At 73.3% G+C, this 22,936-nt stretch carries 21 protein-coding genes; 17 read left to right on the top strand and 4 right to left on the bottom strand.

Features of this window, described 5'->3' with window-relative positions; all coding sequences use genetic code 11:
* The first annotated feature begins 1 nt into the window (after nucleotide 1).
* A complete protein-coding gene (locus ACFYYR_RS03565; protein WP_388846491.1) occupies nucleotides 2-643 on the top strand; it encodes a DJ-1/PfpI family protein in 642 nt (213 codons plus the stop codon).
* A gap of 159 nt (nucleotides 644-802) precedes the next feature.
* Here ACFYYR_RS03565 and ACFYYR_RS03560 read toward each other — a convergent pair whose 3' ends face one another.
* Nucleotides 803-1,552 carry an enoyl-CoA hydratase/isomerase family protein gene (locus tag ACFYYR_RS03560; RefSeq protein ID WP_388846489.1) on the bottom strand — a complete coding sequence of 250 codons (750 nt, stop codon included), beginning with the start codon at nucleotides 1,550-1,552 and terminating at the stop codon, nucleotides 803-805.
* Between the two features lie 391 nt (nucleotides 1,553-1,943).
* Between ACFYYR_RS03560 and ACFYYR_RS03555 the strand changes: the two genes are divergently transcribed.
* Nucleotides 1,944-2,456: an ATP-binding protein gene (locus ACFYYR_RS03555; RefSeq protein WP_388846487.1), complete on the top strand. Its 513-nt coding sequence runs from the start codon at nucleotides 1,944-1,946 to the stop codon at nucleotides 2,454-2,456.
* A gap of 81 nt (nucleotides 2,457-2,537) precedes the next feature.
* On the opposite strand, the gene idi is transcribed toward ACFYYR_RS03555, so the two are convergent.
* From idi to galE, 3 genes are all read right to left on the bottom strand, one after another.
* Nucleotides 2,538-3,131 (bottom strand): isopentenyl-diphosphate Delta-isomerase, encoded by a 594-nt coding sequence (idi, locus tag ACFYYR_RS03550; protein ID WP_388846485.1) that lies wholly within the window; start codon nucleotides 3,129-3,131, stop codon nucleotides 2,538-2,540.
* 226 nt (nucleotides 3,132-3,357) lie between these two features.
* Nucleotides 3,358-4,302, bottom strand: a complete 945-nt coding sequence (locus tag ACFYYR_RS03545) for a cation diffusion facilitator family transporter (protein WP_388846483.1) — start codon at nucleotides 4,300-4,302, stop codon at nucleotides 3,358-3,360.
* 424 nt (nucleotides 4,303-4,726) lie between these two features.
* On the bottom strand, nucleotides 4,727-5,713 hold the full coding sequence (gene galE / locus ACFYYR_RS03540; protein WP_388846481.1) for a UDP-glucose 4-epimerase GalE: 987 nt from the start codon (nucleotides 5,711-5,713) through the stop codon (nucleotides 4,727-4,729).
* A 264-nt stretch (nucleotides 5,714-5,977) separates the two neighbouring features.
* On the opposite strand from galE, the gene ACFYYR_RS03535 reads away from it, so the two are divergent.
* The 15 genes from ACFYYR_RS03535 to ACFYYR_RS03465 all read left to right on the top strand — a co-directional run.
* On the top strand, nucleotides 5,978-7,813 hold the full coding sequence (locus tag ACFYYR_RS03535) for a DUF5941 domain-containing protein (protein WP_388847242.1): 1,836 nt from the start codon (nucleotides 5,978-5,980) through the stop codon (nucleotides 7,811-7,813).
* Nucleotides 7,810-8,547: a sugar phosphate nucleotidyltransferase gene (locus ACFYYR_RS03530; RefSeq protein ID WP_388846479.1), complete on the top strand. Its 738-nt coding sequence runs from the start codon at nucleotides 7,810-7,812 to the stop codon at nucleotides 8,545-8,547. The genes ACFYYR_RS03535 and ACFYYR_RS03530 overlap by 4 nt, the downstream gene beginning before the upstream one ends.
* Nucleotides 8,535-9,596: an iron-containing alcohol dehydrogenase family protein gene (locus ACFYYR_RS03525; protein WP_388846477.1), complete on the top strand. Its 1,062-nt coding sequence runs from the start codon at nucleotides 8,535-8,537 to the stop codon at nucleotides 9,594-9,596. Before ACFYYR_RS03530 ends, ACFYYR_RS03525 begins: the two co-directional genes overlap by 13 nt.
* Nucleotides 9,574-10,359: a CDP-alcohol phosphatidyltransferase family protein gene (locus ACFYYR_RS03520; protein WP_388846475.1), complete on the top strand. Its 786-nt coding sequence runs from the start codon at nucleotides 9,574-9,576 to the stop codon at nucleotides 10,357-10,359. The genes ACFYYR_RS03525 and ACFYYR_RS03520 overlap by 23 nt, the downstream gene beginning before the upstream one ends.
* Nucleotides 10,360-10,370: 11 nt before the next feature.
* Nucleotides 10,371-11,279 (top strand): glycosyltransferase, encoded by a 909-nt coding sequence (locus ACFYYR_RS03515; protein WP_351514282.1) that lies wholly within the window; start codon nucleotides 10,371-10,373, stop codon nucleotides 11,277-11,279.
* Nucleotides 11,280-11,384: 105 nt separating this feature from the next.
* The gene (locus ACFYYR_RS03510) at nucleotides 11,385-12,314 is read left to right on the top strand and encodes an ABC transporter permease (RefSeq protein ID WP_388846473.1); all 930 of its coding nucleotides are present in this window, start codon (nucleotides 11,385-11,387) and stop codon (nucleotides 12,312-12,314) included.
* Nucleotides 12,307-13,089, top strand: a complete 783-nt coding sequence (locus ACFYYR_RS03505) for an ABC transporter ATP-binding protein (RefSeq protein WP_388846471.1) — start codon at nucleotides 12,307-12,309, stop codon at nucleotides 13,087-13,089. Before ACFYYR_RS03510 ends, ACFYYR_RS03505 begins: the two co-directional genes overlap by 8 nt.
* A 518-nt stretch (nucleotides 13,090-13,607) precedes the next feature.
* Entirely contained in the window at nucleotides 13,608-14,504 is an 897-nt protein-coding gene (gene hpnC, locus ACFYYR_RS03500) for a squalene synthase HpnC (protein WP_388846469.1), read from the top strand.
* A gap of 9 nt (nucleotides 14,505-14,513) precedes the next feature.
* Nucleotides 14,514-15,455, top strand: a complete 942-nt coding sequence (gene hpnD / locus ACFYYR_RS03495) for a presqualene diphosphate synthase HpnD (RefSeq protein ID WP_388846467.1) — start codon at nucleotides 14,514-14,516, stop codon at nucleotides 15,453-15,455.
* Between the two features lie 136 nt (nucleotides 15,456-15,591).
* A complete protein-coding gene (hpnE, locus tag ACFYYR_RS03490; protein ID WP_388846465.1) occupies nucleotides 15,592-17,070 on the top strand; it encodes a hydroxysqualene dehydroxylase HpnE in 1,479 nt (492 codons plus the stop codon).
* Nucleotides 17,067-18,212 (top strand): polyprenyl synthetase family protein, encoded by a 1,146-nt coding sequence (locus ACFYYR_RS03485; RefSeq protein WP_388846463.1) that lies wholly within the window; start codon nucleotides 17,067-17,069, stop codon nucleotides 18,210-18,212. The genes hpnE and ACFYYR_RS03485 overlap by 4 nt, the downstream gene beginning before the upstream one ends.
* A 157-nt stretch (nucleotides 18,213-18,369) precedes the next feature.
* Nucleotides 18,370-20,427 carry a squalene--hopene cyclase gene (gene shc, locus ACFYYR_RS03480; protein ID WP_388846461.1) on the top strand — a complete coding sequence of 686 codons (2,058 nt, stop codon included), beginning with the start codon at nucleotides 18,370-18,372 and terminating at the stop codon, nucleotides 20,425-20,427.
* Entirely contained in the window at nucleotides 20,424-21,104 is a 681-nt protein-coding gene (locus tag ACFYYR_RS03475) for a 1-hydroxy-2-methyl-2-butenyl 4-diphosphate reductase (protein WP_388847240.1), read from the top strand. The genes shc and ACFYYR_RS03475 overlap by 4 nt, the downstream gene beginning before the upstream one ends.
* Before the next feature lie 5 nt (nucleotides 21,105-21,109).
* Complete coding sequence (hpnH, locus tag ACFYYR_RS03470; protein WP_388846459.1) at nucleotides 21,110-22,132, top strand: adenosyl-hopene transferase HpnH; 1,023 nt, start codon at nucleotides 21,110-21,112, stop codon at nucleotides 22,130-22,132.
* Nucleotides 22,133-22,207: 75 nt separating this feature from the next.
* On the top strand, nucleotides 22,208-22,936 hold a 729-nt coding region (locus ACFYYR_RS03465; protein ID WP_388846457.1), incomplete at its 3' end, for a 1-deoxy-D-xylulose-5-phosphate synthase N-terminal domain-containing protein.

Below are 22,936 nucleotides of genomic sequence, written 5' to 3'. Positions count from 1 at the left end.
CATGCAGATCGCCATCCTGCTCTTCGACCGGCTCACCGCTCTCGACGCCGTCGGCCCGTACGAGGTGCTGAGCCGCCTCCCCGGAGCCGAGACCGTCTTCGTCGGCGAGCGCACCGGCCCCGTACGCAACGAATCGGGCAGCCTCGGTCTCGTCGCCGACGCCCTGCTGGGCGAGTTGCCCGCGCCGGACGTCGTCGTGGTGCCGGGCGGTCCGGGGCAGACCGCGCACATGCAGGACGGGCCGGTGCGCGACTGGCTGCGGTCGGCCGACCGGGCCAGCACCTGGACGGCGTCGGTGTGCACCGGCTCGCTGATCCTGGCCGCCGCGGGCCTGCTCACGGGCCGCCGCGCCACCTCGCACTGGCTCGCGCTGGACCAACTGCCCGCGCTGGGCGCCGAACCGGTGCGGGAGCGGTACGTCTTCGACGGCAAGTACGCCACCGCGGCCGGTGTCTCCGCCGGGATCGACATGGCGCTGGCGCTGGCCGGGCGGATCGCCGGGGACACCGTGGCCCAGGCGATCCAGCTGGGGCACGAGTACGACCCGCAGCCGCCCTACGCCGCCGGCTCGCCGGACACCGCGCCGCCGGAGGTCGTCGAGGCCCTGCACGCCCGCAGCCGCTTCGTCCTCCAGGGGGAGTGACCGAGCTCCAGGGGGAGTGACCGGGCGGAGCCGGCCAACGGCCTGCTTCAGCGACCGGGAGCCGGGCGGGTGCGCCTGGGCACGGCGGAGTTCGACCGGCCGGGTCCCGGGCGGGTGAGCCTCGGCCCGGCCTGCCGGGAGGGCGCCGCCCGGACGGCCTCAGCCCGCCCAGGTGAAGCGCGGTGCACGCCGCTCCAGGAAGGCGGCGACGCCCTCCGCGGCGTCGCCGCTGCCGTGCGCCTGCTCCGCCCAGTGGGACACCCGCCCGGCGTCCGCGGGCCCGTTCGCGAACTCCTTCGCCGCGGCCTGGGTGAGCAGCGACCGGGAGGTGAGGACCCGGGTGAACTCCGCGACCCGCCGGTCCAGGGCGTCATCCGGCAGCAGTTCGTCCACCAGCCCGGTCCGCAGCGCCCGCTCGCCGTCGATCAACTCCGCTGAGAAGAGCAGGTACTTGGCGGTGGCGGGGCCGACCAGGGCGGTCAGCCGGCGCGTGGCGGAGGCCGGGTAGACGATGCCGAGCTTGGCCGGGGTGACGCCGAAGGACGAGCCCTCGGCCGCGAACCGCAGATCGCACGCGGCGGCGAGCTGGCAGCCGCCGCCCACGCAGTAGCCCCGGATCGCCGCCAGAGTCGGCTTCGGAAAGGCGGCGAGTGCCTCCTCGGCGGCCACCGCGAGGCCCTGGGACTCGCCCGCCGACCGCCGCAGCGAGCCGATGTCCGCGCCCGCGCAGAAGGTCTCCCCGGCGCCGGTCAGCACCAGGGCGCGGACGTCCCCGTCGTCCGCGAGCCGCGCCAGCAGCCGGGGCAGCTCCTGCCACATGGCCGTGGTCATGGCATTCCGCTTGGCGGGGTGGTCTATGACGAGGGTCGCGACACCGTCGGCGACGTCCAGGTGCAGTCCGGGCTCCATGCGCCGGATGCTATCCGGACCGTCTCGGCGGACGATCAGGCACCGGGGGTACGCCGCCGCGCCCGGTGGGCCCGGCCTCCGCCCGGCCCCTCTTCGCACGTCGGCCGACGAGCCGATGTCAGAGGGGCGGATGGCAAGGGGGCGGATGGCAGAGGGGCGATGGAACGGAACCGGACGGGCAGGAACAGTCAGCGATCCGGCAGCATCACGCACAGCCGCGCAGTATCCGTCGATACCCGCCGACTTCCTGTCAGCACTTCGGTACGGACCAATGGATTACCAACACTTGACCCGTGAGGCGGAACCGGCCGCTGTCCCGGCGGGCTCGCACCCGCCGGAGCGGTGGGCGGCGCTGCGGAATCGTCGCCTGGGTCGAGAGTGGGTGCCGGACATGGAGTTCCGCGGGAGCGTTCCGCACGACCCGGGACAGCCCACCGCGACCCCCGTGGCGGACGGACCGCCGAGCCGGCCGCCCTACGAGGGGATCTGGCGCTTCACCGTTCCCGCCCTGGACTCCTCGGTGCCGCAGGCCCGGCACGCCGTCCGCGATCTGCTGCAGGACCAGCGCGTTCCGGCCCTGCACGACATCGTCGAGGGCCTGCTGCTGATCGTCTCCGAGCTGGTCACCAACTCCGTCCGGCACGCGGCGGTGCTCTCGCCCGAGGTGGGCGTGGAGGTCGCGGTCGGCGCCGGCTGGGTGCGGGTGGCGGTGGAGGACAACCACCCCTACCGGCCCACGGCCCTCCAGGCCGACCAGGGCGGAACCGGAGGGCGGGGGCTGCTGCTCGTCCATGTGCTCACCGCAGAGGCGGGCGGCGTCTGCGACGCGGAACGCACGGCGGGCGGCGGCAAGGTGGTGTGGGCCGCGCTGCCGCTGGCGGGCCCCGGCCCCGCGCTGTCGTGACCGACGGGCCCACCGGCCGCACTCCGTCTTCACCGGCCGCCCGTCTTCACCGGCCGCGCTCCGGACCGACCAGCTGCGGCTTCACCAGCCGGCCGATTCCCCCGTCAGCTCCCTGATCGCCGGACGGGCGGCGTCGAGCACGGTCATGAACCAGGCGGAGAACGGCCGCTCGGCGTGCAGCCTCGCGAGCTCCTCCGCGCTCACGAAGGCCGTCCCGCCGACCTCCTCGGGGTCGGGCTGCGGCGGTGCCTGGACCAGCCCCACGAAGAGGTGGTTGAACTCCTGCTCCACCAGCCCCGACGCCGGGTCCGGGTGGTTGTAGCGGACGGTGCCGGCCTCGCACAGCAGCGACGGGGAGACGCCCAGCTCCTCCGCCGTGCGACGGGCGGCGGCGGCGAACGGCGCTTCCCCGGGGTACGGGTGGCCGCAGCAGGTGTTGGACCAGACGCCGGGGGAGTGGTACTTCCCCTCGGCCCGCTGCTGGAGCAGCAGCCGGCCGGAGGAGTCGAAGAGGAAGACCGAGAAGGCGCGGTGCAGCCGGCCGGGCGGCAGATGGGCGGAGAGCTTCTCCGCGGTGCCGATCGTCGTGCCGCTCTCGTCGACCAGTTCGAGCATGATCGGTTCTGCGGCGCCGTTCGGCGAGACGTCGGCCGCGGAGGCTGGTGTGGTCGGCATGGCCATCCTTCGGTTGGGCTGCGAACCTCCAAGTCTGCCGCACCGGCCGGGAAAGGCTCCAGCGCCGCCCTCGCGTTTCCCCGATCCGCGGCGCGATCGGTCGCCCGGGAGGCCGCCGCGCGCCCCGCCGGGCGTCGTGCGCGGCGGAGCGGCGGACTCAAGGGCGCGGCGGGCTCCAGGGCGCGGCGGACTCAAAGGCGCGGCCGGCTCGGTGGTGCGGCCCGGCTCAGTGGCAGAGCCGCGCCTCGTGCACGGCGTGCCCCGAGGGCTCCAGCTGGAAGGTGCAGTGCTCCACGTCGAAGTGCTCCCCGAGACAGTTCCGGAGCTCGTGCAGCAGCTTCTCGTGGCCGACGGCGTCGAGCGCCTCCTGGCTGACCACGACATGCGCGGAGAGCACCGGCAGGCCGGAGGTGATCGTCCAGGCGTGCAGGTCGTGCAGCCCCTCCACCCCGGGGAGGCCCAGGATGTGCCGCCGGACCGCCGCCATGTCCACGTCCTTCGGCGCCGCCTCCAGCAGCACGTCCAGCGCCTCGCGGAGCAGCTTCCAGGTGCGGGGGACGATCATCAGGCCGATGAGCAGCGAGGCGATGGGGTCGGCCTGGCTCCAGCCGGTCGCCATGACGACCGCCGCCGAGACGATGACCGCGAACGACCCCAGGGCGTCCGCCACCACCTCCAGGAAGGCCCCCCGGACGTTGAGGCTCTCCCGCTGGCCGTGCAGCAGGACGGCCATCGAGATGAGGTTCGCGACCAGACCCACCAGACCGAAGACGACGGTGAGCCCGCCCTCGACCTCGGTGGGCGCGATCAGCCGCCGGACCGCCTCGTACAGGATGTAGCCGCCCACGCCGAACAGCAGCAGGCAGTTCGCGACCGCCGCCAGCACCTCCGCCCGGGCGTAGCCGAAGGTGCGGCGTTCGCTCGCCGGGCGGTTGGCGAAGTGGATGGCGAGCAGCGCCATCGAGATCCCGACGGCGTCCGTGGCCATGTGCCCGGCATCGGCGAGCAGGGCCAGCGAGCCGGTGACGACCGCGCCGACGATCTCGGCCAGGAGCACGGTCAGGGTCAGGCCCAGCGCGATGCGCAGCCGCCCTCGGTACGCCGTCGCCGCGGTGCCGGTGGCGCCGGGCGGCGGCCCGTGGGTGTGTCCGTGATCGTGCCCTGCCCCCATACCCGCTGCCTCCAAGGGTCGCTGACGCTGTGGTGTGCGGTGCCGGCGTGGCCCGGTCGAATGCCCGCCGTGATCACAGTGAACTACTGCTGCACGGTGCCCGGCAACACGGCACTGAACACCGTTGTCATTGCCTCTGACCTGCTGTTATGTCATCGGCGCAGGACCTGCGGGAACGTCCTTCCGGGGGCTGTCCGGGACCCACGCCGGGCCCGCCCGCGGGTCCCCGCCCCGCGGCCGGAAGCCGCTCGACGGGAGCGGGTCCCGCGACGAGGGGGCGGACAGGTGCGGGCGGACAGGAGCGGTCCCGACGCGGCCGTCACGAGCGGCCAGGGACGGTCGGGCGCGGGGGCGCGTCCGGGGCCCGCCCCCCGTCAGCGGCAGCCAGGCGCCCCGCCCCGCTACCGGCGGCCCGGCGACACCGTCAGCGGCTGCGGGCCTCCGGGTGCCGCAGGCACCAGCCCTCCCAGGCCGACTCGACCATGTCCCGCACATCGTGCCGGGCGCTCCAGCCGAGCTCCTTGGCGATCAGGTCGGCGGCGGCGACCACCCGGGCCGGGTCGCCCGCGCGGCGCTCCACGACCCGCGCGGCCGGTTCCGTCCGGCCGGTGACCTCCGCCACCAGGTCGGCCAGCTCGCGGACGGACACCCCGTGGCCGGTACCGATGTTGACCGTCAGATCGCCCGGCCGCTCCTGCGCGGCCAGCCGGCGGGCGGCCACCAGATGGGCGTCGGCGAGGTCGGCGACATGGATGTAGTCGCGGATGCAGGTGCCGTCCGGGGTCGGGTAGTCGCCGCCGAAGATCAGCGGGGCCTCGCCGCGGGTCAGCGCGTCGAAGAACATCGGGATGACGTTGGACACGCCGAGGTCCGACAGCTCCGGACGGGCCGTGCCCGCCACGTTGAAGTAGCGCAGACAGACGGTGGCCAGACCGTGCGCCCGCCCGGTGGCCCGCACCAGCCACTCACCCGTGAGCTTGGTCTCGCCGTACGGGTTGATCGGCAGGCACGGGGTGTCCTCCGTGACGAGGTCCACATCCGGCATCCCGTAGACCGCGGCCGAGGACGAGAACGCGAACCGCTTCACCCCGGCCGTCACCACGGCCTCCAGCAGCACCGTCAGCCCGTGCACGTTCTCCGTGGAGTAGCGCAGCGGCTGCTCGACGGACTCGCCGACCTGCTTCCGGGCCGCGAGGTGCACCACCCCGGTGACGTGGTGCTCGGCGAGGGTCCGGTCCAGCAGCTCGCGGTCCAGAACGCTGCCGCGGACCAGGGGGACGCTCTCCGGCAGGCGCTCCGGGAGACCCGAGGAGAGATCGTCCAGCACGACGACGTTCTCACCGGCCTCCGTCATGGCGCGCGCCACGTGTGCTCCGATGTAACCGGCTCCACCGGTGATCAGCCATGTCATGCGCGGCAGCGTAACGCCGCTGCCGTTTGTCGTGGGGCGCCGTGATCGACCATGATGCTCCGGACGGATCTTCATCGGTCGTCGCCAACCCTTCTGCTGCCTTGTCCGGGCGTAAATGGGCGATGAACGATCGCTTCCGAGGATCCGATAGCCTCTGCCGACGTGCCGCCCGCCCGTGACGGAGCCGGGGCGAGTCACGACCCCGTCTGCCGGACACGCCAGTGCTCCGCGGCGGCCACGCCAGCAGTCAAGGAGTGAATTCGTCTGTCGACCGCCATCCTCACCGGTCCGCCGGTCGCCGGGTCGCAGCTCGAGGGTGACCTGCGATCGCTGGGCTTCGACGTGGTCGCGGCCCCGGCCGGTGACGACCTGGCGGCCCTGGCCGCCGCACTGCCCGCCGCCGAGCGCGTCGCCGTGGTGGACTCCCGGCTGGTCGCCCACCGGCACGCCCTGCGGATGGCGCTGACCGACCCCCGCTTCCCGGCCGCCGCGGTGAACGGCGCGGTCACCGTCCAGCCGGAGGACCGCCCGGCCCTGCTGCGCGCGCTCGCCGAGGCCACCGCCCCCGCCACCGTGGGCCCGGACACCACCGGAGCCCCGGAGCCGGCCGCCGGACCGGGCGCCGTGCCCGAGCGCACCGCCGCCGCCCTGGACGCCGCGGGCGTCGCCGTCCACCGCCCCGAGCTGGGCGTTCTCGTGGCGCGGGTGCCCGCCGACGACGCCGAGCTGGCCGAGACCCGCGCCGCCCTGGACGCGGTCGACGACGAGCAGGTGCGGCTGCGCACCGCCGTGAAGGCCCGCGACGGCTTCTTCACCACCTACTGCATCAGCCCGTACTCGCGGTACGTGGCCCGCTGGTGCGCCCGGCGCGGCCTCACCCCCAACCAGGTCACCACCGCCTCGCTGCTCACCGCGCTGATCGCGGCCGGCTGCGCGGCGACCGGCACCCGCCCCGGCTACATCGCCGCGGGTGTGCTGCTCATCGCCTCCTTCGTGCTCGACTGCGCCGACGGGCAGCTCGCCCGCTACTCGCTGCAGTACTCCACGATGGGCGCCTGGCTGGACGCCACGTTCGACCGGGCCAAGGAGTACGCGTACTACGCCGGGCTGGCCCTCGGCGCGGCCCGCGGCGGCGACGACGTCTGGGCGCTCGCGCTCGGCGCGATGGTGCTCCAGTCCTGCCGGCACATCGTGGACTTCTCCTTCAACGAGGCGAACCACGACGCCTCCGCGAACACCAGCCCCACCGCCGCCCTCTCCAGCCGGCTCGACAGCGTCGGCTGGACGGTCTGGCTCCGCCGGATGATCGTCCTCCCGATCGGCGAGCGCTGGGCGATGATCGCCGTCCTGACCGCGCTGACCACCCCGCGCGTCGTCTTCCTCGCGCTGCTCGTCGGCTGCTCGATAGCCGCCTGCTACACCACCGCGGGCCGGGTGCTGCGCTCCCTGACCCGCCGGGCCGAGCGGACCGACCGCGCCGCGCATGCCCTGGCCGATCTCGCCGACTCCGGTCCGATCGCCGAGGCCGTCGCCGGCAAGCGGGACGGCACCGCGCGCGCCGGGTCGTTCGCCGCGCCCGTCTGGGCCGCCGTCGGTACGGCCGCCCTGCTGGCCACGCTCGCCCTCCGCCCCTTCGGCGACTGGACGACCGTGCTCGCCGCGCTCGTCTACGCGCTCTGCGCGGGCCGGGCCGTGGCCCGTCCGCTCAAGGGCGCCCTCGACTGGCTGGTGCCGCCCCTCTTCCGGGTCGCCGAATACACCGCCATTCTGTTGCTTGCCGCCCGTTCCGGGGAGCAGGGCGCCTTGCCTGCGGCTTTCGGGCTGGTGGCCGCCGTCGCCTACCATCACTACGACACGGTGTACCGCATCCGCGGCGGCACCGGCGCGCCCCCGCACTGGCTGGTGCGGGCGATCGGCGGGCACGAGGGGCGGGTCCTGGTGGTTACGATCGCCGCCGTCCTGCTGCACCACACAGGTTTCACCATCGCGCTGACGGCCCTTGCAGTGGCCCTGGCGCTGGCGGTGCTCATCGAGAGCATCCGTTTCTGGGTGTCCTCCGGGGCGCCCGCTGTACACGACGAATCAGGAGAACCCGCATGATCGGCCTCGTGCTGGCAGCCGGCGCCGGACGGCGTCTGCGCCCCTACACCGACACCCTGCCCAAGGCACTGGTGCCGGTCGACGGCGACATCACCGTCCTCGACCTCACGCTCGGAAACTTCGCCGAGGTGGGCCTGACCGAGGTCGCCATCGTCGTCGGCTACCGCAAGGAGGCCGTGTACGAGCGCAAGGAGGCCCTGGAGCAGAAGTACGGCCTCAAGCTCACGCTGATCGACAACGACAAGGCCGAGGAGTGGAACAACGCCTACTCCCTGTGGTGCGCCCGTGACGCGATCAAGCACAGCGTGATCCTCGCCAACGGCGACACCGTGCACCCGGTCTCCGTCGAGAAGACCCTGCTCGCCGAGCGCGGCAAGGGCCAGAAGATCATCCTCGCCCTCGACACGGTGAAGCAGCTCGCCGACGAGGAGATGAAGGTCGTCGTGGACCCGGAGAAGGGCGTCCAGCGCATCACCAAGCTGATGGACCCCGCCGAGGCCACCGGCGAGTACATCGGCGTCACCCTCATCGAGGGCGAGGCCGCCGAGGAGCTCGGCGACGCCCTGAAGACCACCTTCGAGCGGGACCCCGACCTCTACTACGAGGACGGCTACCAGGAGCTCGTCAACCGTGGCTTCAAGATCGACATCGCGCCGATCGGCGACCTCAAGTGGGTCGAGATCGACAACCATGACGACCTGGCGAAGGGCCGTGAGATCGCGTGCCAGTACTGACCCGACTCATCCCGTCGCCGCTCGTCGTCGACATTCGGGCCGGGGCACTGGACGATCTGGCGGGCGTCCTCGCCGACCAGCGCATCTCCTCCTCGGGGAAGCTGGCCATCGCCATCAGCGGCGGCTCCGGGGCGGTGCTGCGCGAGCGGCTCACCCCGGCGCTGCCCGGCGCGAGCTGGTACGAGGTCGGCGGCGGCACCCTCGACGACGCGATCAAGCTCGCCGATGAGATGAAGTCCGGGCACTACGACGCGGTCGTGGGCCTGGGCGGCGGCAAGATCATCGACTGTGCGAAGTTCGCCGCCGCGCGCATCGGCCTGCCGCTGGTCGCCGTGGCGACGAACCTGTCGCACGACGGCCTGTGCTCGCCCGTCGCGACGCTGGACAACGACGCGGGCCGCGGCTCGTACGGCGTGCCCAACCCGATCGCGGTCGTCATCGACCTCGATGTGATCCGCGAGGCCCCGGTCCGCTTCGTCCGCTCCGGCATCGGTGACGCGCTCTCCAACATCTCCGCCGTGGCGGACTGGGAGCTCGCCCACCGCGAGACCGGCGAGCAGATCGACGGACTGGCCGCCGCGATGGCGCGCCAGGCGGGCGAGGCCGTGCTCCGGCACCCGGGCGGCGTCGGCGACGACGGCTTCCTCCAGGTGCTGGCCGAGGGCCTGGTGCTCACCGGCATCTCGATGTCCGTGGCGGGCGACAGCCGCCCGGCGTCCGGTGCCTGCCACGAGATCAACCACGGCTTCGACCTGCTCTTCCCCAAGCGCGCCGCCAGCCACGGTGAGCAGTGCGGCCTCGCCGCCGCGTTCGCCATGCACCTGCGGGGTGCCCAGGAGGACTCCGCTCTGATGGCGCAGGCCCTGCGCCGGCACGGACTGCCCGTCCTGCCGGAGGAGATCGGGTTCAGCGTGGACGAGTTCGTCCAGGTGGTGGAGTACGCACCGCAGACCCGGCCCGGGCGCTACACGATCCTCGAGCACCTGGACCTGTCCACCGACCAGATCAGGGACGCATACGCCGACTATGCCAAAACCGTCACTAGCTGAACTCCGTCCGGTCGTTCACCCCGGTGGGCTGAAGGACCGGCGCAGCGGGGAGCACTGGGCCGGGCGCATCTACATGCGGGAGATCTCGCTGCGGTGCACCCGGCACCTGGTCAACTCCCGGATCACGCCCAACCAGTACACCGGCCTCATGATCGTCGCCGGTGTGGCCGCGGGCGCGGCACTGCTGGTGCCCGGCCTGGCCGGGGCGGTGCTCGGCGCACTGCTGATCCAGGTGTACCTGCTCCTCGACTGCGTGGACGGAGAGCTGGCCCGCTGGCGCCAGCAGACCTCGATCACCGGGGTCTACCTCGACCGGGTGGGCCACTACCTGAGCGAGGCCGCGCTGCTGGTCGGCTTCGGCCTGCGCGCCGCGGACCTGTTCCACCGGGACGGCCCGGCCACCGAGTGGCTGTGGGCGTTCCTCGGCACGCTCGCCGCGCTCGGCGCCATCCTGATCAAGGCGGAGACGGACCTGGTCGACGTCGCCCGTTCGCGCAGCGGCCTCCCGGCCGTCAAGGACGAGGCGTCGGTGCCGCGCTCCTCCGGCCTGGCCCTGGCCCGCAAGGCCGCGGCCGCGCTGAAGTTCCACCGGCTCGTCGGCGGCGTCGAGGCGTCGCTGGTGATCCTGGTCGCGGGGATCGCGGACTTCGTCCACGGCGACCTGCTGTACACCCGGATCGCCGTGGTCCTGCTCGCCGCGATCGCGGTGCTGCAGACCGTGCTGCACCTCGTGTCGATCCTGGCCTCGAGCAGGCTCAAGTGAAGGCGGCCCCGATGCACCGGAACCCGGGGGAGAGCTCCCCGCAGACCGCGAAGGTCGGAGCGGTCGTCCTCACCATGGGCAACCGCCCCGAGGAGCTGCGCGCCCTGCTCGACTCGGTCGCCAAGCAGAACGGCGACCGGGTCGAGGTGGTCGTCGTCGGCAACGGCTCCCCGCTGCCCGAACTCCCCGACGGCGTCCGGACGGTGGAGCTGCCGGAGAACGTCGGCATCCCGGCCGGCCGGAACGTCGGCATCGAGGCCTTCGGGCCCGGCGGCGGTGACGTCGACATCCTGCTCTTCCTGGACGACGACGGGCTGCTGCCGGGCGTGGACACCGCTCAGCTGTGCCGTGAGGCGTTCGCCGCCGACCCGGAGCTGGGCATCATCAGCTTCCGGATCGCGGACCCGGACACCGGCGAGACCCAGCGCCGGCACGTCCCGCGGCTGCGCGCCTCGGACCCGATGCGCTCCTCCCGGGTCACCACCTTCCTGGGCGGTGCGAACGCCGTGCGCACCACCGTCTTCCAGCAGGTCGGCGGACTGCCGGACGAGTTCTTCTACGCCCATGAGGAGACCGACCTCGCCTGGCGGGCGCTCGACGCGGGCTGGATGATCGACTACCGCTCCGACCTGGTGCTGTTCCACCCGACCACCGCCCCCAGCCGGCACGCGGTCTACCACCGGATGGTCGCCCGCAACCGGGTCTGGCTGGCCCGCCGGAACCTCCCCGCGCCGCTCGTCCCCGTCTACCTCGGGGTCTGGCTGCTGCTCACGCTGGCGCGACGGCCTTCCCGCCCCGCGCTGCGGGCCTGGTTCGGCGGCTTCAAGGAGGGCTGGACCACTCCGTGCGGCCCCCGTCGCCCCATGGGGTGGCGTACGGTGTGGCGTCTGACCCGACTGGGCCGACCTCCCGTGATCTGACAAGCTCGGGTCTGAGAGCATCGGGCGTGCCCCGGGACCGGCAGCCGCCGGCGTCGGTGCCACGCCCGATCCGGCTGCGCATCTCGAAGACGAAAGTTTCCATTAGTGAGTGAGACAACGCATGACGGTGCGGTCGCGGTGAGCGCCCCGCCATCACCTGACGAGGGACTGTCCCCGGCGGAGCTGGCGGACAAGTACGGGCTGTCCGTCAGCGGTGCCCGTCCGGGCCTCGGCGCCTACGTGGGCCAGCTCTGGGGGCGCCGTCACTTCATCCTGGCCTTCTCGCAGGCGAAGCTCACGGCTCAGTACAGCCAGGCGAAGCTCGGTCAGCTGTGGCAGGTGGCGACCCCGCTGCTGAACGCCCTCGTCTACTTCCTGATCTTCGGCCTGATCCTCGAGGCCGGCCGGGGCATGGAGATCAAGGTCTACATCCCGTTCCTGGTCACCGGTGTCTTCGTCTTCACCTTCACCCAGAGCTCCGTGATGGCCGGTGTCCGCGCGATCTCGGGCAACCTCGGACTGGTCCGCGCGCTGCACTTCCCGCGCGCCTCACTGCCGATCTCGTTCGCCCTCCAGCAGCTCCAGCAGCTGCTGTTCTCGATGATCGTCCTCTTCATCGTGGCGGTCGCCTTCGGCAGCTATCCGTCCATGTCGTGGCTGCTGATCGTCCCGGCGCTGGCGCTGCAGTTCCTCTTCAACATGGGGCTCGCGCTGATCATGGCCCGGATGGGGGCCAAGACCCCCGACCTGGCCCAGCTGATGCCGTTCGTCATGCGGACCTGGATGTACGCGTCGGGCGTCATGTTCTCGATTCCGCTGGTGCTGGAGGGCAAGCCCGCGTGGATCGCCGACGTCCTGCAGTGGAACCCGGCAGCCGTCTACATGGACCTCATCCGCTTCGCGCTGATCGACGGCTACAGCGGTAAGAACCTGCCGCCGCACGTCTGGGCCCTCGGGCTCGGGTGGGCCGTGGTCGTCGCCGTCGGCGGCTTTGTGTACTTCTGGAAGGCGGAGGAGCGGTACGGCCGTGGCTGAGCAGGAGACGGGGGCACGGATCCCCACCGTCATCGCGGACGAGCTGCACATCGTCTACCGCGTCAACGGCGCCCGGACGGGCAAGGGCAGCGCCACCGCGGCCCTGAGCCGCATCGTGAAGCGGGGCGGCGAGTCGCCGGGCGTCCGCAAGGTGCACGCGGTGCGCGGGGTGACGTTCACCGCGTACCGGGGTGAAGCGATCGGGCTGATCGGGTCGAACGGCTCCGGGAAGTCGACCCTGCTGCGGGCCGTCGCGGGGCTGCTGCCGCCGGAGAGCGGCAAGGTCTACACCGACGGCCAGCCCTCGCTGCTGGGTGTGAACGCGGCGCTGATGAACGACCTGACCGGTGAGCGGAACGTCATCCTCGGCGGCCTGGCCATGGGCATGACCCGGGAGCAGATCCGCGAGCGGTACCAGGGCATCGTCGACTTCTCCGGCATCAACGAGAAGGGCGACTTCATCACCCTGCCGATGCGCACGTACTCCTCAGGCATGGCGGCGCGGCTGCGGTTCTCGATCGCCGCGGCCAAGGACCACGACGTGCTGATGATCGACGAGGCGCTGGCCACCGGCGACCGGAAGTTCCAGAAGCGCTCCGAGGCCCGCATCCGGGAGCTCCGCAAGGAGGCCGGCACGGTCTTCCTGGTCAGCCACAACAACAAGTCGATCCGGGACACCTGCGACCGCGTCCTGTGGCTGGAGAAGGGCGAGCTGGTCATGGACGGCCCGACCGACGAGGTCATCAAGGCCTACGAGAAGGAGACGGGGAAGTAGCCCGTCCGACGCTCTGCCCGTGGTGAAGGCCCCGTCGGAGCAACGACCGGCGGGGCCTCCGCGCGTCCGGGACCGGTTCACGCGCTCGCCCGGGACCGTGCCGCGCACCGCCGGGACCGGTCCAGTGGCGGCACCGGAGTGACCCCCTCCGTTCGACGGACTGCTGTACGGCGTAAGCTGTGCCGGTGCGCAATTGCGGCAAGTCGGGCGTATTGCCCGGGGTGTCGTCGTCGGGTGGTGCGCATCGTCGCAGGCGAGCGGGCGGCGTGTCCGAAATAGGATGTTCTGGGTCAGCAGTGTAGAACGGGAGATGTGACGGCTATGGCTACGGGTACTCTCCGGCTCCGGGGTACGTGCGCCGTCCCCCGCCCGGGTTCACCCCTGGCATCCGGCACGGACGGCACCACCGTCCCCGGCACGGACGGCAGCTCCGCCCCGGCCTCCGGCACGCACCGCCCCCCGGCATCCGTCCCCGACGGCACGGCCGTCCCCGACGGCACGGCGCCCGGCGGGCGGCGATGACGGCGGGCACGGCCGAGCACACCCGCGCGGTCCTCGACAAGGCGCGCCGGGAGAACTTCCCCGTGGCGCCCCGGTTCCTGCCCCGCGCCTGGCGCAGCGACCTGATGGCCGTCTACGGCTACGCCCGGCTCGTCGACGACATCGGCGACGGCGACCTCGCCCCCGGCGGCACCGACGCGGTCCTGCTCGGCCTCGACCGCGCCCGTGCCGACGACCGGCTCGCCCTGCTCGACGCCCTCGAAGCCGACCTGAACCGCGTCTTCGCCGCCGGCGGGGAGCCGCGCCACCCGCTGCTGGCCGCGCTCCGGCCGACCGTGGACCGCTGCGGCCTCACCCCCGACCCGTTCCGCGGCCTCCTCGAGGCGAACCGGCAGGACCAGCGGATCCGCCGCTACGCCACCCACGACGACCTCCTCGGGTACTGCGAGCTGTCCGCGAACCCCGTCGGCCGGCTCGTCCTCGCCGTCACCGGCTCCACCACCCCCGAGCGGGTGCGCCGCTCGGACGCCGTCTGCACCGGACTGCAGATCGTCGAACACCTCCAGGACGTCGCCGAGGACCTCGGCCGCGACCGCGTCTACCTGCCCGCCGACGCCATGAAGCGCTTCGGCGTCACCGAGGCCGACCTCGGCGCCGCCCACGCGAGCACCGCGGTGCGCGAACTGATCGCCTTCGAGGCGGCCCGCGCCCGGGAGCTGCTGGACGAGGGCACACCGCTGGTCGGCAGCGTCCGCGGCCGGCTCAGGCTGCTGCTCGCCGGATTCCTGGCCGGCGGCCGCGCCGCGCTGCGGGCCCTTGCCGCGGCCCGGTACGACGTCCTCCCCGGCCCGCCCAGGCCCACCAAGCTCGACCTCGTGCGCGAGCTGGGGGCGACACTGCGAAGAGAGGGGTGAGCCGGAACCGTGAACGGATCCGTACCCGCGTCCGCCCCGGTGCTCGCTGCGTACAGCTACTGCGAGACCGTCACCGGACAGCAGGCCCGCAACTTCGCCTATGGCATCAGGCTGCTGCCGGCCGACAAGCGGCAGGCCATGTCGGCGCTCTACGCCTTCTCCCGCCGGGTCGACGACATCGGCGACGGCAGCCTGGCCCCCGAGGTCAAGCAGGCGCGGCTGGAGGACACCCGCGCGCTGCTCGGCCGTGTCCGGGACGGCCGGATCGAGCCCGACGACACCGACCCCGTCGCCGTGGCCCTCGCCGATGCCGCCGCCCGCTTCCCCATCCCCCTCGGCGGGCTCGACGAGCTCATCGACGGCGTCCTGATGGACGTGCGCGGCGAGCGGTACGAGACCTGGGACGACCTGCGCGTCTACTGCCGGTGTGTGGCCGGGGCGATCGGCCGGCTCTCCCTGGGGGTGTTCGGCACGGCGGGCCGCGGCGCGCCCGAGGCGGACCGCGCCGCCGAGTACGCGGACACGCTCGGCCTCGCCCTGCAGCTCACCAACATCCTGCGGGACGTCCGGGAGGATGCCGGCAACGGCCGGACGTACCTGCCGGCCGAGGACCTCGCCAAGTTCGGCTGCTCCGCGGGGTTCCACCAGGAGCGGCCCCCGGCCGGCGGCGACTTCACCGGTCTCGTCGAGTTCGAGGTGCAGCGGGCCCGGGCCCTCTTCGCCGAGGGGTTCCGGCTGCTGCCGCTGCTCGACCGGCGCAGCGGAGCCTGCGTCGCGGCGATGGCGGGCATCTACCGGCGGCTGCTGGACCGCATCGCCCGCGACCCGCAGGCCGTGCTGCGCGGCCGGGTCTCGCTGCCGGGACGCGAGAAGGCGTACGTCGCGGTCCGCGGCCTGTCCGGTCTGGATGCCCGGCACATCACCCGGCAGTCGGTCCGGGGGCGCGCCTGATGTCCCCGGCCCGCACCCTGCCGACGGCACCCCGGACGGCTGCCGTCCGTCCCCGGGCAACCCTCGGGCGGCTCACTGCGTCGTGGAGGGCGGTGGCCGAAAACCACCACGGCACCGCACCGGCTCAGGAGGGCAGATGACACCGGACAGCACGCCGTCCGGCCTGCCCCGCCAGGTCGCGCCGGACGCCCCCGCGCGCACCGCCGTCGTCGTCGGAGGGGGACTCGCCGGCATCACCGCGGCGCTCACGCTCGCCGACGCCGGAGTGCGGGTGACCCTGGTCGAGGGCCGGCCGCGGCTCGGCGGACTCGCCTTCTCCTTCCGCCGCGAGGGCGGGGCCGGGGAGCTCACCGTCGACAACGGCCAGCACGTCTACCTGCGCTGCTGCGCCGCCTACCGCTGGTTCCTCGACCGGGTCGAGGGCAGCCGGCTCGCGCCGCTCCAGGACCGCCTGGACGTCCCCGTGCTGGACGCCGGGACCGGCGGCGCCCCACGGCTGGGACGGCTGCGCCGCACCGCGCTGCCGGTCCCGCTGCACCTGGCCGGCGGCCTCGCCCGCTACCCGCACCTCTCGCCGGCCGAGCGGGTCGGCGTGGCGCGGGCCGCGCTCGCCCTCAAAGGGCTCGATCCGGCCGATCCGGCCCTGGACGGCACCGACTTCGCGAGCTGGCTGCGCCGCCACGGCCAGTCGGACCGCGCCGTCGAGGCGCTCTGGGACCTCGTCGGCGTCGCCACGCTCAACGCCCGCGCCGCGGACGTCTCCCTCGGCCTCGCCGCCATGGTCTTCCGGACCGGACTGCTCTCCCGGCCGGGCGCCGCGGACATCGGCTGGGCCCGGGTGCCGCTCGGCACGCTGCACGACACCCTCGCCCGCACCGCGCTCGACGCGGCCGGCGTGACGACCGTGCTGCAGGGCCGCGTCCGGTCCGTCACCCCGGCCGCGGACGGCGGCTGGCACGTGGCTCTGCGCCGCGGCGGCGAACCGGAGGAGCGGCGCCGCACCGACGCGGTGGTGCTCGCCGTCCCGCAGGACGAGACCGCCGGGCTGCTCCCCGAGGGCGCCCTCGACGACCCCGGCCGGCTCCGCGCGATCGGCACCTCGCCGATCCTCAACGTCCATGTCGTCTACGACCGTCCGGTGCTGCGCCGCCCGTTCTTCGCCGCGCTCGGCACCCCGGTCCAGTGGGTCTTCGACCGGACGGACGTCTCCGGGCTCACCGGCGGCGGCCAGTACCTGGCGCTGTCCCAGTCCGCGGCGCACGACGAGATCGACACCCCGGCAGGGAACTTGCGCGAGCGCTATCTGCCGGAGCTGGCACGGCTGCTGCCCGCGGCCCGGAGTGCACAGGTGAGAGACTTCTTCGTGACCCGGGAGCGAACAGCGACGTTCGCCCCCGCTCCGGGCGTCGGACGGCTCCGCCCCGCGGCCCGTACCCGGGCACCCGGCCTCTACCTGGCCGGTGCGTGGACCGACACAGGCTGGCCCGCGACCATGGAGGGCGCCGTCCGCAGCGGGATCACCGCGGCGCGGGCAGCACTCTCGGAACGGGGCCGCCCGCATCTCGACCCTCCCCCCGCCTTCCGGCGGGGGAACCCGCAGCAGGAGGCGGCATGACCGCGTTCGTAACGGGGGCGGAGCCCCGAACCCCCGGGACCACGGGACACACCCCCGGGACCACAGGACACAGAGGAGAGACCGTGTCTTCGGAAAGCCCGGCGATCGACACCGCAGGCGTCACCGCGCTGCTGGAGCGCGGACGGACGCTCGCCACCCCGGTGCTGCGTGCCGCCGTGGACCGGCTGGCGCCGCCCATGGACACGGTCGCCGCTTACCACTTCGGCTGGATCGACGCCGCGGGCCAGGCCGCGGCGGGGGACGGCGGCAAGGCCGTACGCCCCGCCCTCGCCCTGCTGTCCGCCGAGGCGGCCGGCGCCCCGCCCGAGACGGGCATCCCCGGCGCCGTCGCCGTGGAGCTGGTGCACAACTTCTCGCTGCTGCACGACGACCTGATGGACGGCGACGAGCAGCGCCGGCACCGGGACACCGTCTGGAAGGTTCACGGACCAGCCCAGGCGATCCTGGTCGGGGACGCGCTGTTCGCCCTGGCCAACGAGATCCTGCTGGAGCTCGGCACGGTCGACGCGGGGCGCGCCACCCGGCGGCTCACCACCGCCACCCGCAAGCTGATCGACGGCCAGGCCCAGGACATCTCCTACGAGCACCGCGAGCGGGTCACCGTCGAGGAGTGCCTGGAGATGGAGGGCAACAAGACGGGCGCCCTGCTGGCCTGCGCGGTCTCCATCGGCGCGGTGCTCGGCGGCGCCGACGACCGGATGGCCGACTCGCTGGAGGCCTACGGCTACCACCTCGGGCTCGCCTTCCAGGCCATCGACGACCTGCTCGGCATCTGGGGCGACCCGGAGGCCACCGGTAAGCAGACCTGGAGCGACCTGCGGCAGCGGAAGAAGTCCCTGCCGGTCGTGGCGGCACTCGCGGCCGGCGGTCACGCGTCCGACCGGCTCGCCGAGCTCCTCGCCGCCGACGCCAAGAGCACCGACCTCGACAACTTCGACGAGCAGGCGTTCGCCAACCGTGCCGCGCTCATCGAGGAGGCCGGCGGCCGGGAGTGGACCTCCCAGGAGGCCCGCCGGCAGCACGCCACCGCCGTCGGGGCGCTCGACGGCGTGGACATGCCCCCGCGCGTCCGCGAGCAGCTCGTGGCCCTCGCGGACTTCGTGGTCGTCCGGCAGCGATGAGCCGCCGCCCGACGGAGATCCACCACAACCTCATATAGAGCGCAGTCGCCGGCCGGCCGCCCCTCCCGCCCTGTTCGCAGGCGGGCCGGGGCGCCGGCCGACGGCAGGCCCCAGCACAGCAGAGAACCCACCGGACTCACTGCACGAAGGGGAAGCCATGACTGCGACGACCGACGGCGGCAGCGGGACCGTACCGCCCGGCGCGCCCTCGGCCACCCGGCCGCCCGCACCCGCCCCGGCCACGGGACACGCCCCGGCGGCCGCTCCCGGAGCGCCCGCGGTGCGGGAGGCGGCCGAGCGGGCCGCCGGCCGGGCCGTACGGGACCTGCTCGGCCGGCAGGACCCGCAGGGCTGGTGGAAGGGCGACCTCCAGACCAACGTCACCATGGACGCCGAGGACCTGATGCTCCGGCAGTTCCTGGGGATCCGGGACGCGCGGACCACCGAGGCCGCCGCCCGCTTCATCCGCTCCGAGCAGCGCGCCGACGGCCCCTGGCCCACCTTCCACGGCGGCCCCGGCGAACTCTCCGCCACCGTCGAGGCCTATGTGGCCCTGCGGCTCGCGGGCGACGCGCCCGACGCCCCGCACATGGCCGCGGCGTCCGCCTGGGTCCGGGACCGGGGCGGCATCGCCGCCACCCGCGTCTTCACCCGCATCTGGCTCGCCCTCTTCGGCTGGTGGCGCTGGGAGGACCTGCCCGAACTGCCGCCCGAGCTCATCGCGCTGCCCCGCTGGTTCCCGCTCAACATCTACGACTTCGGCTGCTGGGCGCGGCAGACCATCGTGCCGCTCACCGTGGTCTCCGCGAAGCGGCCGGTGCGCCCCGCTCCGTTCCCCCTGGACGAGCTGCACGCCCCGGCCGGCGCCGCCGCGTCCGGCCGCCGGGCCCCCGCCACCGGCTGGGACGCCCTCTTCCAGGGGCTGGACCGGGCCCTGCACGCCTACCGCAGGGTCGCCGTCCGCCCGCTCCGCCGGGCCGCCCTCAACAGCTGCGCCCGGTGGATCGTCGAGCGCCAGGAGAACGACGGCTGCTGGGGCGGCATCCAGCCGCCCGCCGTCTACTCCGTCATCGCCCTGCACCTCCTCGGCTACGACCTGGACCACCCGGTGCTGCGCGCGGGACTGGAGTCGCTGGACCGCTTCGCCGTGTGGCGGGAGGACGGCAGCCGCATGATCGAGGCCTGCCAGTCCCCGGTCTGGGACACCTGCCTCGCCGTCATCGCGCTGGCCGACGCCGGGGTGCCCGCCGACGACCCGGCGCTGGTGAAGGCCGCCGACTGGATGCTCGCCGAACAGGTCGTCCGGCCCGGCGACTGGGCCGTGCGGCGGCCCGGACTCCCGCCCGGCGGCTGGGCGTTCGAGTTCCACAACGACGTCTACCCGGACATCGACGACACCGCCGAGGTCGTCCTCGCGCTCCGCCGGGTCCGGCACCCCGACCCGGCCCGGGTCGACGACGCGGTCCGGCGCGGGGTGCGCTGGAGCGCCGGGATGCAGTCCCGGAACGGCGCGTGGGGGGCCTTCGACGCCGACAACACCAGCTCCCTGCCGGGCCGGCTGCCGTTCTGCGACTTCGGCGAGGTCATCGACCCGCCGTCCGCCGACGTCACCGCGCACATGGTGGAGATGCTGGTGGGGGAGGGCCGGGCAGCCGGCCCGCGCACCCGGCGCGGCGTCCACTGGCTGCTCGCCGAACAGGAGTCCAACGGCGCCTGGTTCGGCCGCTGGGGCACCAACTACGTCTACGGCACCGGGTCCGTCGTCCCCGCACTGATCGCCGCGGGCGTCCCCGCCTCGCACCCCGCCGTCCGCCGCGCGGTCGGCTGGCTGGAGCGCGTCCAGAACGAGGACGGCGGCTGGGGCGAGGACCAGCGCTCCTACAGCGACCCCGAGTGGGCGGGCCGCGGCGCCTCCACGGCCTCGCAGACCGGCTGGGCCCTGCTCGCCCTGCTCGCCGCCGGGGAGCGCGACGGCACGGCCGTCACCCGCGGAGTGGAGTGGCTGGCCCGGACCCAGCGCGAGGACGGCACCTGGGACGAGCCGTACTTCACCGGCACCGGCTTCCCCGGGGACTTCTCGATCAACTACCACCTGTACCGGCAGGTCTTCCCGCTGACCGCCCTCGGCCGCTACCTGCACGGCACCGGCGACGTCCGCGGAACGGGGCCGGAGCCCCGCCTCCCGCGGCGCACCGACCTCCACCGGGCCCCCTGATGGCCGCCCCCGCCACCGGACCGCTGGTCATCGCCTGCGCCCTGGGCATCGAGCGCTTCGCCCTGCGCAGCGGCGACCGCAGCGGCGCGGCGGGACCGCTGACCGTCCTGCGCACCGGGATGGGCCCGGCGGCGGCGGAGCGCACCGTACTGCGCACACTGCGTGATGATCCGGCCCACCGGGGCGCGGCGGTCATCGCCACCGGCTTCTGCGCCGGCCTCGCCCCCGGCATGCACCCGGGGGACCTGGTCCTCGCCGACGAGACCCGGGACGCCGAGGGGAGCATCCCCTGCTCCGGCACGGAGGTGCTGGCCGGGGCGCTCACCCGGCTGCTCCGGGACCGGCCCGGCGTCGGCCTCCACCGCGGCCCGCTGACCGGCTCGGACCACGTGGTGCGCGGCGCCGAGCGGGCCACGCTGCGCGCCACCGGGGCCATCGCGGTGGACATGGAGTCGGCCGCGACCCTGCGCAGCGCCACCCGGGTGCCCCGCGAGGCCGCGGACGGGCAGGCCGGGCCGCGTCCGGTTGCGGCCGTACGGGTGGTCGTGGACGCTCCAGAGCATGAGCTCGTCCGTGTCGGGACGCTCCGCGGTGGAATATCAGCCTTCCGTGTACTGCGCGCTGTCCTTCCGGCTTTCTTCGAATGGCACCGATCTCTGCTGCTCCCCTGGAGGTGAGCTAGATGGCCATGCCGCTCCGCCAGTCCATCCGGGTCGGGACGTACCTTCTGGAACAGAAGCTACGGCGGCGGGCGAAGTTCCCCCTGATCGTCGAGCTCGAACCGCTGTACGCCTGCAATCTGAAGTGCGAGGGCTGCGGGAAGATCCAGCACCCGGCCGGGGTGCTGCGCCAGCGCATGCCGGTCGCGCAGGCGGTCGGCGCCGTGCTGGAGTCCGGTGCCCCGATGGTCTCCATCGCGGGCGGCGAGCCGCTGATGCACCCGCAGATCGACGAGATCGTCGACCAGCTGGTGGCCAAGCGGAAGTACGTCTTCCTGTGCACCAACGCGATGCTGCTCCGCAAGAAGATCGACAAGTTCACCCCCTCCCCCTACTTCGCCTTCGCCGTGCACATCGACGGCCTGCGCGAGCGGCACGACGAGTCCGTGGCCAAGGAGGGTGTGTTCGACGAGGCGGTGGCCGCGATCAAGGAGGCCAAGCGCCGCGGCTTCCGGGTCACCACCAACTCGACCTTCTTCAACACCGACACCCCGCAGACCGTGGTGGAGGTGCTCAACTACCTCAATGACGACCTCCGCGTCGACCAGATGATGATCTCGCCCGCCTACGCCTACGAGAAGGCCCCCGACCAGGAGCACTTCCTCGGGGTGGAGCAGACCCGCGAGCTGTTCAAGAAGTCCTTCTCCGGCGGCAACCGGCGCCGCTGGCGGCTCAACCACAGCCCGCTCTTCCTGGATTTCCTCGAGGGCAAGGCCGACTTCCCCTGCACCGCGTGGGCGATCCCCAACTACTCGCTCTTCGGCTGGCAGCGCCCCTGCTACCTGATGGCCGACGGCTATGTGCCCACCTACCGGGAGCTGATCGAGGACACCGACTGGGAGGCCTACGGCCGGGGCAAGGACCCGCGCTGCGCCAACTGCATGGCGCACTGCGGCTACGAGCCCACGGCCGTGCTCGCCACCATGGGCTCCCTCAAGGAGTCGCTGCGCGCGGCACGGGACACGGTCTCCGGAAACCGCGGGTGAGTGGAGGCGGCGGGGACGGCCCCCGGGCCGCTCCCGCCGCCATCCGGTTCAACAGATCAGAGAGGGGGCCCGAACGTGACACTTCTGGAGCCCCTCCGGGGGCCGCGTGATCTCAAGGCGCTGTCAGAAGCGGAACTCGACGAACTGGCCGAGGACATCAGGGACTTCCTGATCCACGCCGTGGCCAGAACCGGTGGCCATCTGGGACCCAATCTCGGGGTGGTGGAGCTCACCATCGCCCTGCACCGGGTCTTCGACTCGCCGAAGGACAAGGTGCTGTTCGACACCGGTCACCAGAGCTATGTGCACAAGCTCCTCACCGGCCGCCAGGACTTCTCGAAGCTCAAGAGCAAGGGCGGCCTCTCCGGCTACCCCTCCCGCGCGGAGTCCGAGCACGACGTCATCGAGAACTCGCACGCCTCCACCGTGCTCGGCTGGGCCGACGGCCTCGCCAAGGCCAACGAGCTGCTGGGCAAGGACGACCACGTCGTCGCGGTCATCGGTGACGGCGCGCTCACCGGCGGCATGGCCTGGGAGGCGCTGAACAACATCGCCGCCGCCAAGGACCGCCCGCTGGTCATCGTCGTCAACGACAACGAGCGCTCCTACGCGCCGACCATCGGCGGCCTCGCCAACCACCTCGCGACGCTGCGCACCACCGACGGCTACGAGCGTTTCCTGGCCCGGGGCAAGGACATCCTGGAGCGCACCCCCGTCGTCGGGAGGCCGCTCTACGAGACGCTGCACGGCGCGAAGAAGGGGCTGAAGGACTTCATCGCCCCGCAGGGCATGTTCGAGGACCTC

The sequence above is a fragment of the Streptomyces sp. NPDC001922 genome (assembly GCF_042891165.1).
Taxonomy (GTDB): domain Bacteria; phylum Actinomycetota; class Actinomycetes; order Streptomycetales; family Streptomycetaceae; genus Streptomyces.
The sequence above is the reverse complement of the archived record's forward strand: the minus strand, read 5'-3'. Positions and strand labels throughout refer to the sequence as shown.

Coding starts and splice junctions, on each gene's coding strand:
- ACFYYR_RS03515 (WP_351514282.1), top strand. CDS start 10,371: ATGCACCGGAACCCGGGGGAGAGCTCCCCGCAGACCGCGAAGGTCGGA.
- galE (WP_388846481.1), bottom strand. CDS start 5,713: ATGACATGGCTGATCACCGGTGGAGCCGGTTACATCGGAGCACACGTG.
- hpnE (WP_388846465.1), top strand. CDS start 15,592: ATGACACCGGACAGCACGCCGTCCGGCCTGCCCCGCCAGGTCGCGCCG.
- hpnC (WP_388846469.1), top strand. CDS start 13,608: ATGACGGCGGGCACGGCCGAGCACACCCGCGCGGTCCTCGACAAGGCG.
- ACFYYR_RS03520 (WP_388846475.1), top strand. CDS start 9,574: ATGCCAAAACCGTCACTAGCTGAACTCCGTCCGGTCGTTCACCCCGGT.
- ACFYYR_RS03485 (WP_388846463.1), top strand. CDS start 17,067: ATGACCGCGTTCGTAACGGGGGCGGAGCCCCGAACCCCCGGGACCACG.
- hpnH (WP_388846459.1), top strand. CDS start 21,110: ATGGCCATGCCGCTCCGCCAGTCCATCCGGGTCGGGACGTACCTTCTG.
- ACFYYR_RS03545 (WP_388846483.1), bottom strand. CDS start 4,302: ATGGGGGCAGGGCACGATCACGGACACACCCACGGGCCGCCGCCCGGC.
- ACFYYR_RS03560 (WP_388846489.1), bottom strand. CDS start 1,552: ATGGAGCCCGGACTGCACCTGGACGTCGCCGACGGTGTCGCGACCCTC.
- ACFYYR_RS03530 (WP_388846479.1), top strand. CDS start 7,810: ATGATCGGCCTCGTGCTGGCAGCCGGCGCCGGACGGCGTCTGCGCCCC.
- shc (WP_388846461.1), top strand. CDS start 18,370: ATGACTGCGACGACCGACGGCGGCAGCGGGACCGTACCGCCCGGCGCG.
- ACFYYR_RS03565 (WP_388846491.1), top strand. CDS start 2: ATGCAGATCGCCATCCTGCTCTTCGACCGGCTCACCGCTCTCGACGCC.
- ACFYYR_RS03555 (WP_388846487.1), top strand. CDS start 1,944: ATGGAGTTCCGCGGGAGCGTTCCGCACGACCCGGGACAGCCCACCGCG.
- idi (WP_388846485.1), bottom strand. CDS start 3,131: ATGCCGACCACACCAGCCTCCGCGGCCGACGTCTCGCCGAACGGCGCC.